This window comes from Moraxella ovis, from assembly GCF_900453105.1.
In the GTDB taxonomy this organism is placed as follows: Bacteria; Pseudomonadota; Gammaproteobacteria; order Pseudomonadales; family Moraxellaceae; genus Moraxella; species Moraxella ovis.
The window spans coordinates 908,317-923,581 of record NZ_UGPW01000001.1 but is presented as its reverse complement, the minus strand read 5'-3'; the positions used below and the strand labels follow the sequence as shown (position 1 = coordinate 923,581).

The following is a 15,265-nucleotide window of genomic DNA, read 5'->3' as shown; positions in this document are numbered from 1 at the left end:
ATGAAAATTTTAAGCCTAAAATTTAACAACCTTAACTCCCTTAAAGACAATTGGCACATTGATTTTACCGATGATGCGTTCGTACGCGATGGTATTTTTGCCATCATCGGTCAGACGGGTGCGGGCAAGACAACGATTTTGGATGCCATCTGCCTTGCCATCTACGGCGAGACGCCACGCATCAATCAAATTAGTACCACTCAAAACGAACTCATGAGCCTAGGCGCAGGTGAATGTGGCGCACAAGTTGAACTACTAATCAGCGGTAAGATGTATCGATTCACGTGGCAGCAACGCCGCGCTGGCGGTAAGGCGGATGGCAAATTACAAGCCATCAAACGAGAAATCAGTCAAATTAATCACGTAGGTGATGATGGCAAGATCTTAGAGAGTAAAATCAAACTATGCGAAAAAAAAGCCATCGAAATCATGCACATGAACTTTGAGCAATTTACCCGCTCTGTCATGCTTGCTCAGGGGAATTTTGCAGCATTTTTGAAGGCGGATGCTGGTGAAAAAGGCGAAATTCTAGAACAAATCACAGGTACCCAAATCTACGGCAGAATCGGTACTAAAGCCTTTGAAATTCAAAAACAAAAACGCCAAGAACTCACCGCACTACAAGACAAGCTTGACGACAGTGAGATCATGGCTGACGATGAGTTTAACACCTTAAAAGCAAGCATTGAGGCGGATAAAGCTGCACTTCAAAAAAAGCAAGACACCCTAAAAGACACCGAAACTCACATAAAAAAACTAGAACAAAAACAAACAATCGAACAAAAAATTCAAAAACTCACCCAATCGCTTGCCGAACACGAACAGGCTCGAGAACATTTTAAGCCAAAATTTGCAGCATTGGAGCTTGCCAATAACGCCTTTGCCATCCACGACGAATATGCCAAACTCTCCCATCTGCGTGAGCAAGAAAACCAAGTCAGAGATGATATTCTAAAGCTTGAAAGTGATCTTAATCACGCTCAGCAAAGCATCACCGAAAGCTCGATAGAACAAGACAATGCAGCCAAAAATTTAAAAGACGTCGAGAGCGAAGAGGCTGCCGCACAGCCTATTTTTAAGCAAGTTCGCGAGCTTGATGGTCAATTATCGCATCTAAATGAACAAAAGGATCGGCTTAATCAAACTATCAGCCAAAACAATCAAAACATTCAAGCATTAAACAACAACATCCAATCATTACTCAATGATCAAACCAAAACGAACGAAATCTTAAAAGAGCTACAAGATACGCTTCGTTATGATGTCGCCGATCTTGGGCAGGATCTGGGTCGTCTGAACGCAGAACACACACAGCTTAATAGTCAAATCCAAGAAATTCAAATACTTAATCAAGACCTTAACCATCATCAAGCTGCCCTTGATGGCTTACAAAACACCATCGCCCAAAAGCGTATTGATTATCAAGATGCCAAGACTCGATTAACCAACAGTCAGAAAAACTTTGAGCTAATACAGGCTGATTTTATCACCTTGACGGGAATACAAAGCCCCATCACTGCTGAAGCCATCATGCGGTACGGTATGTCCATCAACCAGAAAATTCAGCAGCAATCACAGATCAAATCCACACTAACCACCCTAAAAGACCCTTATGATCAATATCAGCTCAACCAAGAGCAGGTCGCTAAGCTACAAACTCAAATCGGCAACCTCACCAAGCAGATTGGCGAAATACAAAACACAGCCCAGCAGCTTGGCGATGAACTGGATAAAGAAAACAAAACCCTTATCACACTTGAGAATGCGCACGCCCTACGCCTACAAGTCAGCATTCTCAAAAAGCACCTTAGCAATCTACAAGATGGCAAACCCTGTCCACTGTGCGGCGCCATTGATCACCCTTATGCTGATAAGCACCCGCACCTGCACGAAGAAGAGAGCTCGGATGCAGAGACGATTAAACACACCAAGGACAAAATCAGCACCCTAAATAGCTCAATGCAAAGTAACAACCAACAACTTGCCGTCAGTAATAATAATTTAGATAATCTAAATAAAAACCTTGACGACATCATCAAGCAGCAACCCACTTTAAGACAAAAGATGCGAGAAGCGCTTGATGAGCTGTCAAGCATTAAGAATGATTTTAGTTTTGATATTAATCAATTGGATGACAATCTATTAAACAACCTAATCCTACAGAATCAGCAAACACTAGCACAGCTAAATAGCACGCATGCCAAGTACCAAGCACAAGAACCCGAATTGACCCAAGCGATTAATAATGTAGATAAATACACACAGTACTTTAGCAAGATCAAAGTCGAAGGCGAGACTTTAAAGGGCAACATTGCCAACACCCAAGACATCATCAATCAACAGACCAAACATCTTAATCACGCCTTGAATAACTTTAAGCAAAGCCATTTCAACATCGCGCATACTTTAGATAAGTATGACTTAACAATACGCAAAGGTGACTTCAATACAGAATTCACTATTGAAATCTTATCAAGCATATCAGATGATATTTTAGATAAAATTAATAAACTCAATCAAAAATATCAAACCCATCAAGACGCTAAAATCAAATATCAAGAATCTACTCGCATGCTTGATGGCATTAAAATCAGCCTTGATAATCAGCAGCAGCAACTTGATAAATTAAGCTTAGATAGCCATTCATATCAAGAAAAGTACACCAATATCCAAGATAACATCAGCAGCCTGCAAGCACAAAGGCAGGCGATATTTGGCGATAAAATTATTGATGATGAAGCCCTACTACTAAGGCAAAAACTTCAGCGCGGCAATGAGATGCTAAATAAAGCTGTCAATGCGCACAACCATCATCAAAACAATGCGTTATTATTGACCGAGCAGCTACAATCACTTAATAGCAAACTAAACAATCTATCTCAAGAAGCTAAACAAGCGACCGATGAATTCACGTCCACCTTACACAAAAAGGGATTTGATGATGAGGCAGCGTTCTTACAGGCTTGCTTAAATCACAACGACAGAGCAAAGTTAAGCCAAGAAGCGGATGCCATCTTATACGCTATTAAGCGCAGCAAAGAAAGCCTAGAAGAAGAGCATGACAATTTAAACACGCTCGCCCAATCCATCACCAACAAAGAAACACTTGATGAGCTCTATCACAGGCGAGATGAGCTGCAACAACAAGAACGCGAGTCCCTACAAAGCCTGGGTAAAAACCAACAAATCCTACAAAGTGCTGCTATTGCCCGCGAAAAACAAAACACACTAACCAATAACATCAAGCGCAAGAAGCAGGACATTCAAATCTGGACAAAGTTAAACGAGCTGATCGGCTCAGCAGATGGCAAAAAATACCGCAACTTCGCCCAAGGGCTAACACTGGATCTGATGCTATATCACGCCAATCAAGTACTTAGCCGAATGAACGAACGCTATATTTTAAAACATGGCAATGCCGATGACAGAAACTCACTAGAAATCAGCATCATCGACACCCATCAAGGTAATGAAGAGCGCAGCACAAAGAACCTATCAGGTGGTGAAAGTTTCATCATCAGTCTTGCGCTCGCCTTGGGTCTCTCCATGATGAGCAGTGACAAGGTTACGATTGACTCATTATTCCTAGATGAAGGCTTTGGCACGCTCGATGAAGAGATACTGGATATCGCCCTATCCACCTTGTCCGCACTTCAAGAAGAAGGGAAAATGATTGGTATCATCTCACATGTCGCCACACTAAAGGAGCGCATCAGCACTCAGATTCTCGTTCATAAAGGCGCTAATGGCACAAGTCGATTGAGTGGCGCCGGTGTCATTAGTGGTGGTTAAATAGAAGTCGGATTTTTTAAAATATCATTAAAAACACTTGACCTTTTTAAAAAATCCTATATAATATGCTGCATGTTTAACGACAACCACTTATGCCAGTGTGGTGAAATTGGTAGACACGACGGATTCAAAATCCGTTGCCCTTAAAAGCGTGTCGGTTCGAGTCCGACCACTGGTACCAACACAAACCCTTGAATATTCAAGGGTTTTTTATTGCTTATTCAAATATATATTAATACAACTGGCTATTTTGCAGAATAATAATCATACAACCATACAACAATCACCCTAGCCGCTCCACTCCTTCACCCCAAATACGAGATTTTTTAAATAAGATTAGTGGATTTACCGCCATTAAAGCCAACAAATTAAAAAACCTAGGGAATACCTAGGTTTTTTGATATATTTGACAATACTTTAACGACTTACTTTGGCGGTGTAATATTCACCACAAGCACATAATCCATCACGGCAGGCTTATGTTCCAACGCATTGTATTCCAAGCGAATGACATGCCTACCGTTCGCGATTACTTTATAACTGCCGTTGGCAAAATCGTGATAGTATGGCGTATTCAAAAAAGGCTTCATGCGCCCATCGGATACATAGACTGTCAGCGTATCACCCACAGCTGGATAAATAAAATAATCACAAGTATTACCCATAATACTATCTTGACGAGAGATGGCAGTGTGATCAACACGTTTTTGCACCAATTTAGGGCATTCATCGCCCACATTTGCCCGTCTCTGCTGCAACTTATCGTTTCTGGCGGGCGTATAATCCTCTGAGATGACAGCCGATTGCTCTGCCTTAACCACCTCTGCGCTCTCACTACCACAGCCAGTAAGCAGCAAAAAAAATCCCAAAGCCCATCGCCCTTTTGAGAGATCAGCCATAGATTTGTCTTTTGGGTGAAAAGCAATCATTTATCAGCCATGCATACTTTTGGTTGTTAAGAGTACAAATTTAAGAGTACAAATAAATCTAAAGAATACAAATTATAACATAAAATTTACAAAACTAAAACAAATAAGCCGCTGAACAAATCTTTATTAACCTGACAAAAATTCATTCACACAAGCGTTTAACGTCTTAGTTACTGCTTTGGTGGCAATCTGGGTGCGAGCGGTCGGATCGATTACCGCTCGACCGACCTCGTTCAAGGTTACACTTTGAGGTGCTTTTTCACTCACACAGCCACACACTCGATTTTCAATTTTGGTCTTTTGTGCGTCGCTCATGAGAATGCTGGCGGTTTTGTAAACTCGGTTGGCATTTAATTCATTTCGGCATTGATAATCGACAGCCTCCTTGAATAGACTGTTGCCAATATCACCCAGCATGCCGCCATTGCCGCCAGTTGCACAGCCAGATAATAACAATGTAACCACGCCAAATACAGCTAATTTTTTCATAACATATCCTTAAAATACAAGATTAATCATCAATAATGTCAAAAAATTTAGCTGTCAAAAGATTCGCCAAATCATCAGGGGCAGCACCTATATCTAGCCCACGCTTGCCACCGCTCACATATATGTTATCAAGGGCTTGGGCGGACGAATGTATCACGGTTGTTAGGCGTTTTTTCTGCCCAATGGGACTAATCCCACCCACGATATAGCCCGTTAAGCGTTCGGCATCGGCAGGGTTTGCCATAACAAGCTTTTTTACGCCGACAGCCGTTGCCATTTTCTTTAAATTCAGCAAATGACACACGGGCAGTATCGCCACAAAATACGCCTTGCCATCCGTAACGAGCAAGGTTTTAAACACCGTGTCAGGCGATAAACCTAACTTTTCGGACGCTTCCAACCCAAAATTGGTGTTATTTGGATCATGGTCGTATTCATGAATACTGTGGGCGATTTTTTGGTTTTTTAATAGACGAATGGCAGGGGTCATGACATTACTCAATCGGCTTTAAAGGTTGTACCACATCGGCATTTTGCCCACGATGACGCAAATAATGGTCAAGTAGGACAATGGCAAGCATCGCCTCGGCAATCGGTGTGGCTCGCACGCCCACACAAGGGTCATGGCGACCTTTGGTAATCACGTCTGTGGCTTCACCGTCTAGGTTAATCGACTTGCCTGCAGTGGTGATACTGGCGGTCGGTTTTAGGGCAATGGCGACACGAATGGTCTGCCCGCTACTAATCCCACCCAAAATCCCGCCTGCGTGATTGGCACAAAAGCCGTCAGGGGTCAGCTCGTCTCGGCTTTCATGCCCAAACTGCTCGGTAACCGCAAAGCCATCGCCAATCTCCACGCCCTTAACGGCATTGATAGACATCATCGCATGGGCAATATCGGCATCCAGTCGGTCAAAAATCGGTTCACCCAAACCCACAGGGACATTTTCGGCAAAAATCTCCAACTTCGCCCCACAGCTTGTGCCTTGTTCACGCAAGGACGTAACCAATTTTTCAAAGCGTGGTATAGCATCAATATCCCCACAAAAAAACGGGTTTTGGTTCACAATATCCCAATCTAGTTTGTCTGTCTTTTCGGTGCCGATTTGGGTAACATGACCACGAATGACCACGCCCAAGCGTTCTTTGAGATATTTTTTGGCAATCGCCCCTGCCGCCACACGCATGGCAGTTTCACGAGCAGACGAACGTCCACCGCCACGATAGTCCCGAAAGCCGTATTTCATCGTGTAGGTATAATCGGCATGATTGGGGCGAAAGGTCGTGGCGATGTTGCCATAGTCCTTTGATTTTTGGTCGGTGTTGCGAATGAGTAGCCCAATCGGTGTGCCTGTGGTACGCCCCTCAAACACCCCAGAGATAATCTCCACCACGTCATCTTCTTTACGCTGAGTGGCGAATTTGGACGTGCCGGGTTTACGGCGGTCAAGCTCGGCTTGCAAATCCGCCTCGCACAGCTCCAAATTGGGCGGTACACCGTCCACAATCGCCATAAGCCCCACGCCATGCGACTCGCCACAGGTGGTTACGGTAAAAAGTTGCCCTATTGTGTTGCCTGACATGTTACACCCCCTTTACTCGCTCAACCTGTCTTTTGAACTCATCACGATATTCCAAAAGCTCCTCGCAGGTAATGGCAAAAATCCCACTTCCGCCTTTTTGGAAAGTGAGCCAGTCAAACTGAATCTCAGGATAAGATTGGCGTAACGCCCATTCGCTGTCGCCCACTTCGCACACCAACAGCCCGTCTTTTGTCAGATAGTCAGGGGCGTGGTACAAGATTTGATGTACCAAATCCAACCCATCCTGCCCTGCCGCTAAGGCATGTTCTGGCTCATGCAAGAACTCCGGCGGTAGCTCCGCCATGACCGCCGCATCCACATAAGGCGGATTGGTTACAATCAGTTCGTACTGATTCTCGGCAGGGATTTTGGCAAATAGATCACTCTCAATGAGATTGACCTGATGAGATAATTCATGATGCTCGACGTTCGTCCATGCCACTTCTAGGGCATCTTTATCAATGTCCGCCCCGTCGACGTTGGCATCGGGGAAAGCTGTCGCCAAAGCAATGGCGATACAACCTGATCCTGTGCAAAGGTCTAAAATACGCTCAGGTGGTGTCAGCTGTAATTCCTGCAAACCATGATTATAGTAATCAGCTTTATTGGCATCATCCACATCAAAATACGGATAGAATCTTTGATTGATTAGCTCAGCAATTGGCGAGCGCGGGATAAGGACACGCTCATCAACATAGAACGGCAAATTACAAAAATACGCCAAATTAATCAAATATGATAACGGCTTACGCTGCGTGATACGAGCAGATAGCAGCTCAAGTACCGCTTGTTTTTCGCTGTCTGTCAATCGACAATCAAGAATCTCAGGGTCCGCAGACCAATCTAGTGATAATGTGTGCAAGACTATCGCCGCTGCTTCAGCAAATTCATCGGTCGTCCCCTGTGCCACCACCACGTCATATTCACGCAGCTTGCTCACGCAAAAACGGATAAAATCACGAATCGTCCGCAGATTTCTACCCGCCTCGTCCAGCTCAGCATACAGCTCATCAAGTTGAGCCTGACTCATTTTACCTTCGGTCAAGTTATCGTCTTGAAACTCGTGTTCAAGGCTTTGATCAAAGTCTTGGTCAAAATCGCCCGCAAATTCATCGCTAAATTGGTGTGTGCCTGACATGGTATTCTCTTGATAAATAAAATCATCATTATAAAGAAAAATGGCTGATTTTAAAACCGATTTTAGGAAGGTTTAATGCATAAAAATAGTTTTTTTGACTAAAAGTTGTTAAAATAATCAAATTAACCATATTCAACATCCATAAGAGACACCCATGACTGACAAATTGTCCTTTTGTTTGCCTACTGACATCACGCCCGAGGTTTTTTTGGCAGAATACTGGCAAAAAAAGCCCCTACTTATCAAAAACGGCTTGCCTGCCCTTGTGGGTATGTTTGAGCCGACAGACGTGCTTGATTTGGCGATAGAAGACGGCGTATCAGCACGGCTTATTACCCAAAAAGAAGACAACTCAAAGGAGTGGACGCTTAAAAATTCGCCTTTGACTGAGCAAGACCTGCAAAACACCCCACGCCTGTGGACAGTGCTGGTACAAAACCTAGAACAGTGGTCGCCCGAGCTTGGCGAGCTGTGGCAAGCCTTTGATTTTATTCCAAAATGGCAACAAGACGACATCATGGTATCGGTCGCTGGGGCGGGCGGTTCGGTAGGCGAGCATTATGACGAATATGACGTGTTTTTAGCACAAGGCTATGGCTCTCGCCGTTGGACGCTTGGCAAAATGTGCGATAGCGACACGCCATTTATCGAAGGTCAGCCCATTCGCCTGCTTGACGACATGGGGCAGATTATTTTTGATGAAATCCTAGAAGCAGGGGATGTGCTGTATGTACCGCCACGCCTTAGCCATTATGGGGTCGCCCAAGACGACTGCTTGACGTTTAGCTTTGGGTTTCGCCGTCCCAACATGGTGCAAATCCTAGACGAAATAGCGGACGTTGCTACAGGCGAACACACCCTATTCTCTCCGCTTATCCTGCCCCAAGCCTTACAAAACAACGCTTATGAGCTAACAGACGAGAGCATTACCGCCATAAAAAGCGAGCTTATCAATCTGCTAAATTCTGACAAAGGTAACGCCATTTTAACCCAAGCATTGAGCGAACTGGTCAGCAAACGCCAGTATGACCTAGTCGCCTTTGATGACGAACTTGCCCCCGATAAGCTTGCCGAACGCTTGCAAAATGGCGAATGCTTGATGATAAATCCCGCCTGCCGATTTGTCCGACAAAACGATGAGTGGTACATCAATGGCGAATGCGTGTGTTTTAATGACAAAGAGCTGGCACTCATTGACCGCTTTACCAATCATGACGTGATTACGTTTAACGACTTAGACAATGAGTTATTGACAAGTAGTACAAATTGGCTCAATGATAATTGGCTGATTTTGCTCTGATATCGTCTATCATTAATTAAACCCAATCTTGCATTGGGCTTTTATTTAGCCAATAAACTAATTATAAATACAAAACTTCACAAAAAACCCTCATATCGTTATAAAAATTATCACTAAAAACACACAACTGTACACAAACCCCCTACTGTTACTAGATAAATAACTTTAGAATACGCGTGTTTATTGATTAGCATTAATGAATGTTTTTAAATTGATTAATTTTTGTTCAGTTCTTTTGCAAGCTAAGTCCTAAATTCCGCCTTGTCTTTTTATGGCAACATTAGAATGATAGATTTATTTTGCAAACGTTCTATTTTCTTTTTATCCTAATATTGAGGCATGCAATGAGTCATGTTTCATTGCCTAAGAAGCCAGATGCAGAATTTTTCGGCACGTCTTGGTTGGTTTTTGGTGGTTGTGGTAGTGCTGTTTTGGCAGCTGATATTCCAGAGCTAGGTATTGGTTTTGCTGGTGTTTCTTTGGCATTCGGTCTGACAGTTTTGACCATGGCTTATGCTGTGAGTCATATTTCAGGCGGTCACTTTAACCCTGCAGTAACGCTAGGCTTGGTTGCAGGCGGTCGTTTCGGCGCAAAAGACGCATTTGGCTGTATCGGAGCGCAAGTAATCGGCGGTATCGCAGCGGCGGCTGTGCTGTATGTATCGCTTCAGGAGCGACAGGTTTTGACGCTGTGGCAAGCGGCTTTGCTTCGAATGGTTTTGGCGAACATTCATCAAATGGCTATTCAATGATGGCGATATTGGTGGCAGAAGTTGTATTAACCGCGTTCTTCCTAATCATCATCCATGGCGCAACTGACAAGCGCGCACCAGCAGGCTTTGCGCCTATCGCGATCGGTCTGACTCTAACGCTAATCCACTTAATCAGCATTCCAGTATGAACACCTCGGTAAACCCTACACGTAGTACGGCAGTGGCAATATTCCAAGGTGGCTGGGCGATTGAACAGCTTTGGTTGTTCTAGGTAGCACCAATCATCGGTGGTGTGCTAGGTGGTGTAATTTACCGCGCGCTGCTTGAAACACGCGATTAATCCCCTCCAATAAAAATGAGCCTAAATCAGGCTCATTTTTATTGTGTATTTTATACCCAGCCAAGCACCCTAAGCCACGCCATGCCCACCGCCATGCCTATCATGCTCACCACCGTGGTAAATGCCAAAATGTTCGCCGCCAACACGTCATTACCGCCCATTGCCTTTGCCATGACATAGCTTGCAGCGGCGGCAGGGCTTGCCACCATGACAAACAGCACGCCAAACTGTACAGGCGGTAGGGCAAACGCCACACCAATCAGCACCGCAAGCAGTGGAGCGACAATAATCCGCCCAATGCTTGCCTGCATGGAGACGCCCGACAGCCCTAACATAGACTTAATGTCCAGCGTCGCGCCTGCACATATCAAGGCAAGTGGCAAGGCAATGTTTGACAGTAGCTGACCTGTTTTGGCAATCGGTGTGGGCGGTAAAGGTAAGCCTACCCCCTTATAAATAAAGGCAGACACCAAGGCGATGATGAGCGGATTTTGAAAAATCTTAATCACAATGTCCCGACTTTGAGCCAATAACCCCTTACTCTGGCTCGTGCGTGATAAGGTAATGACCGACAAAATGTTATACAAAATCGTCAAAATCCCCATATACACCGCCCCCACGCTCGTCCCCACCGCGCCATAAGCGTTGGTTGCCACCGACAGTGAGATAATCGCCATGTTCGAGCGGAATACCCCTTGTACGAATACGCCCTTATCACGCACGTCCTTGATGAGCATTTTGGCGTACAGTTCCGCCCCAAAAAATAGTACAAAAGTCGTCAAAAACCCTGCCATGATGAGCGGGAACTGCTCGGCATAGTTCACTTCGCTTTTTATCACACTAAAAAACAGCAGGCACGGCAAACCAAAATTAAAGACGATTTTGGATGCGGTATCAATAAAATCCTCATCAATCTTGCCCGCCCTTTTCATATAAAAACCTAGCCCCATCAAGGCTAGGTTTGGAAAGACAATCATGAAGGCGAAATTAATGGCTTGGAGGATTTCTTGGGGATTCATGGTAACTTTCTCAACAAATCCAAACTTAATTCTTGACAAGAATATACCATATCCATTTCTTGCAAGTAAACATTGGCTTGATAAACTTCATCAGCCACAAACAAATAAACATCGTGATTGGTAATGGATTTTGCTTTTTCTTGTGTCAAATCCGTTCCCAAAGTAATCTCAATCATCACATCAATTGGGGTCATTTGAGCAGTTTTAATAAATTGCTTATAGCGTTCTCGCAAAGTACGTTTTGCACCAATGCCATAACTTTTGCCATTTAATTCAAAAAACAAATCAAATTCTGTGGATTTATCGGCATTATCGTGAACTTTTTTGATTGCGTTCTTATCAACTCCCAATCCAATCAAAACCGACAAAATACGATTTTCATAATCCGTGCCACTATGGCTGGTAATGGATTGGTTGATGCTTTCAGCAAAAACAATCATAAAAATTTGATTGGGTTCTAAACCAAACTTTTGCAATTCTTGACTTTGCTTGGATAAGCTTAAAATAAATTCATCGGTTGTTTTTGAAATAAATCCATTGTCCAAACTTTCAAAGAAAGCCAATCACAATAAAGCCCCATTTACCCGAGTGGTATAAGGGTTAAAAACTGTGATTTTATCATATTCCAAAGATAAGGGATTAAGTTCTTTTAATTTATCCAAATCATAAATAGATTTTAGTTTGGCTTCTTGCAATAACAAATCTTTAATCAAATATAATTTTAAAGAAAATACCAATACTTCTGCATCAGTAGAAGTATTGGTTTGGGTGAAAATTTCTGATAAATTATTAAATTGATTTTTGGCAGTTTTTGTTGGTTGATTAAAATTATCCAATACGGATTTCTTAAATAACTCCAAATCCTTAGCAGTCAAAAACAATTGGTATTCTTGCAAAATAGCGTTCACTTGCAAATCTCTTAACTTTGCTTTGATGATATATTTTAAAAACAGATAAAATTTTAAATTAATGTCTGATTTTTCTTGTTTAATTTCAATTTTAGGCAACTTCATTTAATTTTTCTCCATCAAATAGCACTTTGCGAATATGCTCTGCTAAGGCATAAATTACAGGTACAGCCACACTATTACCAAATTGCTTATAGGCTTGATTATCACTAACAGGTATCACATAATCATCAGGAAATCCTTGCAATCTACCCGCTTCTCTTGGGGTTAATTTGCGTGGATTTTTACCTTGTTGCTCAATCAAAATCTCAGAGCCATCTTTATAATATCTGGCACTAATAGTGCTGGTATAATCCGAATTTTTATTAAACAGGCAATACCCAAAACCATTGCCTTTTTGTTTATGTTCCAATTTTCTGCGTTGATGACCTGCCCATAATTTATCGGAAATGGTATATTTGTCATCAACGCTTTCTTGTAAAATACTACCAACTTTGGACGGCTTAACGATATTTTTTAAATAATTAAAATCAATATTGGCTGTTTGATTAAAATCATTCAAAATAGCAATAATATAAATGCGTTCACGATTTTGGGGAACACCAAAGTTTTTGGCATTTAAAATATCAGCATAAACACGATAGCCCAATTCTTCCAAAGTTTGTTTTACCACCAAAAAAGTATTACCCTTATCGTGATTTTTAAAGCCTTTGACATTTTCTAAAAATAACAGTTTGGGCTTGTGGTATTTAGCAATGCGAGCCACATCAAAAAATAAAGTACCACGAGTATCATCAAAACCTTTTCTTAACCCAGCAATGCTAAATGCCTGACAAGGAAATCCTGCCAAAATAATATCGTGAGGCGGAATGTCTTTGGCTTCAATTTGTGTAATATCGCCATAGGGCATTTCATTAAAATTGGCGTGATAAGTTTGCTTGGCGAACTTATCCAATTCTGATGAAAAAACAAATTCAATGTCATCGCCAAAGGCTTGTTCAAAGCCTAAACGAATACCGCCAATTCCTGCAAATAAATCAATGGCTTTTAATTTGGTTTGGGAATTACATTCTCCAAACTCAAAAGATATTTGTTTCATATCACACTCAATCACTCAATTCTTTTTTGGCTTTTACCATCTTCTTAACCGTCATCGCAAGTAAACTCACCGCCGCAGGGGTAACACCGCTGATACGGCTTGCTTGCCCCAATGTTGCAGGGCGGACTTGAGTGAGTTTTTGCACGATTTCGTTGGATAAGCCTGACACGCTTGCATAATCAAAATCAAGCGGTAGAGCCGTGTTTTCAAGGCGTTTCATCTGCTCAATCTCATCATTTTGGCGGTCAATATAGCCTTGATATTTAACACTAATCTCAATCTGCTCGCCCACGTCATCGCCCACCGTACTGTCTGACACTTTGGCAATGTCGGCAAAGCTGATATTTGGGCGTTTTAAAAGGTCAAGCAGGCTGTTTTCTTTGGTCAAAATCTCGCCTGTATTTTCCATAAAGGCTTTACCAATGGCGTTATTTGGCGTTGCCCAGATGTCTTTTAGGCGGGCGGTTTCGCTGGCGATGGACTCCATTTTTTGATTAAATTTCGCCCAGCGTTCATCGTCTACCAGCCCAAGCTCTCGCCCAATGGCGGTCAAGCGTTCGTCCGCATTGTCTTCACGCAGTAGCAGGCGATGTTCGGCACGACTTGTAAACATACGGTACGGCTCTTTGGTGCCGTGAGTTATCAAGTCGTCCACCAACACGCCAAGATACGCCTCGTGCCGTTGTGGTGTCCACGATGCCTTGCCAAGTGCCATGCGTCCTGCATTTAGCCCTGCCAGTAGCCCCTGTGCCGCCGCCTCTTCATAGCCTGTCGTGCCGTTGATTTGCCCTGCAAAATACAAACCGTCAATGGATTTGGTTTCTAGCGTGGGTTTGAGATTTTGCGGGTCAAAATAATCGTATTCAATGGCGTAGCCAGGGCGTGTGATATGAGCATTTTCAAGCCCACGCATAGAATGAATAAACTCAATTTGCACATCAAAGGGCAGGCTCGTTGAAATGCCATTGGGGTATAGCTCATGCGTGGAGAGGCCCTCAGGCTCAATAAAAATCTGATGACTGTCTTTGTCGGCAAAGCGATGAATCTTATCCTCAATGCTTGGGCAATAACGGGGTCCCACCCCTTCAATCTTACCGCTAAACATGGGCGAGCGGTCAAGGTTGGCACGGATAATGTCATGCGTGCGTTCGTTGGTGTGCGTAATATAACACATGATTTGGCTTGGGTGCATGGCAACATCGCCCATATAACTCATCACAGGCAAGGGCGTATCCCCTGGTTGTGGGGTCATCACACTAAAATCCACCGTACGAGCGTCAATACGAGCAGGCGTACCTGTTTTTAGTCGTCCGACTGGCAGTTTAAGCTCACGCAAACGGTCGGCAAGACGAATAGACGGCATATCGCCTGCCCGTCCACCGCTTTGGTGGTCTAGCCCGACATGAATCACCCCACCCAAAAACGTCCCCGATGTCAGCACCACTGCACGGGTATTTAGACGAATGCCCGTGGCTGTAACCACCGCCACCGCACGCCCGTTCTCCACGATAATATCGTCCACAGGTTGCTGAAAAATCGTCAAATTTGGCTGATTTTCAAGCGTATGACGGATACTTGCCTTGTATAAAATACGGTCGGCTTGGGCTCGGGTCGCTCGCACGGCCGCCCCCTTTCGGCTGTTTAGCACCCGAAACTGAATGCCTGCCTTATCAGTTGCGAGTGCCATTGCCCCGCCCAGTGCATCCACTTCACGCACCAGATGCGACTTACCGATACCACCAATGGCAGGGTTACAGCTCATCTGCCCTAGCGTCTCAATGTTGTGCGTGATAAGTAGGGTATCTGCCCCCATGCGAGCGGACGCAAGAGCGGCCTCTGTGCCTGCGTGTCCGCCACCGATGACGATGACATCAAATGTCTTGGTTAAAAAGCTCATAAGATTATATATTCTTAAAAAGAAACCGATTATTTTAGCATAATTTTAATCATTGGGC

At 43.6% G+C, this 15,265-nt stretch carries 12 protein-coding genes, 1 tRNA gene and 1 pseudogene; 4 read left to right on the top strand and 10 right to left on the bottom strand.

Going from position 1 to position 15,265, the window contains the following annotated elements:
• Complete coding sequence (locus DYD54_RS04545) at positions 1-3,792, top strand: AAA family ATPase (RefSeq protein WP_063513924.1); 3,792 nt, start codon at positions 1-3, stop codon at positions 3,790-3,792.
• 94 nt (positions 3,793-3,886) lie between these two features.
• Positions 3,887-3,973 (top strand) — tRNA-Leu (locus DYD54_RS04540).
• 244 nt (positions 3,974-4,217) lie between these two features.
• On the opposite strand, the gene DYD54_RS04535 is transcribed toward DYD54_RS04540, so the two are convergent.
• From DYD54_RS04535 to prmB, 5 genes are all read right to left on the bottom strand, one after another.
• A complete protein-coding gene (locus tag DYD54_RS04535) occupies positions 4,218-4,691 on the bottom strand; it encodes a hypothetical protein (protein ID WP_147285067.1) in 474 nt (157 codons plus the stop codon).
• Positions 4,692-4,847: 156 nt separating this feature from the next.
• Positions 4,848-5,210, bottom strand: coding sequence for a hypothetical protein (locus DYD54_RS04530; protein ID WP_063513922.1), 363 nt, complete (start codon positions 5,208-5,210; stop codon positions 4,848-4,850).
• 22 nt (positions 5,211-5,232) lie between these two features.
• Positions 5,233-5,700: a Cys-tRNA(Pro) deacylase gene (gene ybaK / locus DYD54_RS04525; RefSeq protein WP_063513921.1), complete on the bottom strand. Its 468-nt coding sequence runs from the start codon at positions 5,698-5,700 to the stop codon at positions 5,233-5,235.
• Between the two features lie 4 nt (positions 5,701-5,704).
• Positions 5,705-6,793, bottom strand: a complete 1,089-nt coding sequence (gene aroC, locus DYD54_RS04520) for a chorismate synthase (protein WP_063513920.1) — start codon at positions 6,791-6,793, stop codon at positions 5,705-5,707.
• Position 6,794: 1 nt separating this feature from the next.
• A complete protein-coding gene (gene prmB, locus DYD54_RS04515) occupies positions 6,795-7,823 on the bottom strand; it encodes a 50S ribosomal protein L3 N(5)-glutamine methyltransferase (RefSeq protein ID WP_228703615.1) in 1,029 nt (342 codons plus the stop codon).
• 262 nt (positions 7,824-8,085) lie between these two features.
• Here prmB and DYD54_RS04510 point away from each other — a divergent pair, with 262 nt between their 5' ends.
• The gene (locus DYD54_RS04510) at positions 8,086-9,231 is read left to right on the top strand and encodes a cupin domain-containing protein (protein WP_063513918.1); all 1,146 of its coding nucleotides are present in this window, start codon (positions 8,086-8,088) and stop codon (positions 9,229-9,231) included.
• Between the two features lie 344 nt (positions 9,232-9,575).
• Positions 9,576-10,212, top strand: a pseudogene (gene aqpZ / locus DYD54_RS04505) (aquaporin Z); the annotation flags it as partial.
• A gap of 122 nt (positions 10,213-10,334) precedes the next feature.
• On the opposite strand, the gene DYD54_RS04500 reads toward aqpZ, so the two are convergent.
• The 5 genes from DYD54_RS04500 to mnmG are packed head-to-tail and all read right to left on the bottom strand — an operon-like array spanning position 10,335 to position 15,207.
• Positions 10,335-11,288: an AEC family transporter gene (locus DYD54_RS04500; protein ID WP_063514964.1), complete on the bottom strand. Its 954-nt coding sequence runs from the start codon at positions 11,286-11,288 to the stop codon at positions 10,335-10,337.
• Positions 11,289-11,299: 11 nt separating this feature from the next.
• Entirely contained in the window at positions 11,300-11,866 is a 567-nt protein-coding gene (locus DYD54_RS11555) for a hypothetical protein (protein ID WP_218563641.1), read from the bottom strand.
• Positions 11,867-12,316 (bottom strand): hypothetical protein, encoded by a 450-nt coding sequence (locus DYD54_RS11550; protein ID WP_218563640.1) that lies wholly within the window; start codon positions 12,314-12,316, stop codon positions 11,867-11,869.
• Positions 12,303-13,325 carry a DNA cytosine methyltransferase gene (locus DYD54_RS04490; protein ID WP_228703598.1) on the bottom strand — a complete coding sequence of 341 codons (1,023 nt, stop codon included), beginning with the start codon at positions 13,323-13,325 and terminating at the stop codon, positions 12,303-12,305. Before DYD54_RS04490 ends, DYD54_RS11550 begins: the two co-directional genes overlap by 14 nt.
• Positions 13,318-15,207 carry a tRNA uridine-5-carboxymethylaminomethyl(34) synthesis enzyme MnmG gene (gene mnmG, locus DYD54_RS04485; protein WP_063513916.1) on the bottom strand — a complete coding sequence of 630 codons (1,890 nt, stop codon included), beginning with the start codon at positions 15,205-15,207 and terminating at the stop codon, positions 13,318-13,320. The genes DYD54_RS04490 and mnmG overlap by 8 nt, the downstream gene beginning before the upstream one ends.
• Between the last annotated feature and the right edge of the window lie 58 nt (positions 15,208-15,265).

Coding starts and splice junctions, on each gene's coding strand:
- DYD54_RS04510 (WP_063513918.1), top strand. CDS start 8,086: ATGACTGACAAATTGTCCTTTTGTTTGCCTACTGACATCACGCCCGAG.
- DYD54_RS04545 (WP_063513924.1), top strand. CDS start 1: ATGAAAATTTTAAGCCTAAAATTTAACAACCTTAACTCCCTTAAAGAC.
- DYD54_RS04530 (WP_063513922.1), bottom strand. CDS start 5,210: ATGAAAAAATTAGCTGTATTTGGCGTGGTTACATTGTTATTATCTGGC.
- ybaK (WP_063513921.1), bottom strand. CDS start 5,700: ATGACCCCTGCCATTCGTCTATTAAAAAACCAAAAAATCGCCCACAGT.
- mnmG (WP_063513916.1), bottom strand. CDS start 15,207: ATGAGCTTTTTAACCAAGACATTTGATGTCATCGTCATCGGTGGCGGA.
- prmB (WP_228703615.1), bottom strand. CDS start 7,823: ATGAGTCAGGCTCAACTTGATGAGCTGTATGCTGAGCTGGACGAGGCG.
- DYD54_RS11550 (WP_218563640.1), bottom strand. CDS start 12,316: ATGAAGTTGCCTAAAATTGAAATTAAACAAGAAAAATCAGACATTAAT.
- aroC (WP_063513920.1), bottom strand. CDS start 6,793: ATGTCAGGCAACACAATAGGGCAACTTTTTACCGTAACCACCTGTGGC.
- DYD54_RS04535 (WP_147285067.1), bottom strand. CDS start 4,691: ATGGCTGATCTCTCAAAAGGGCGATGGGCTTTGGGATTTTTTTTGCTG.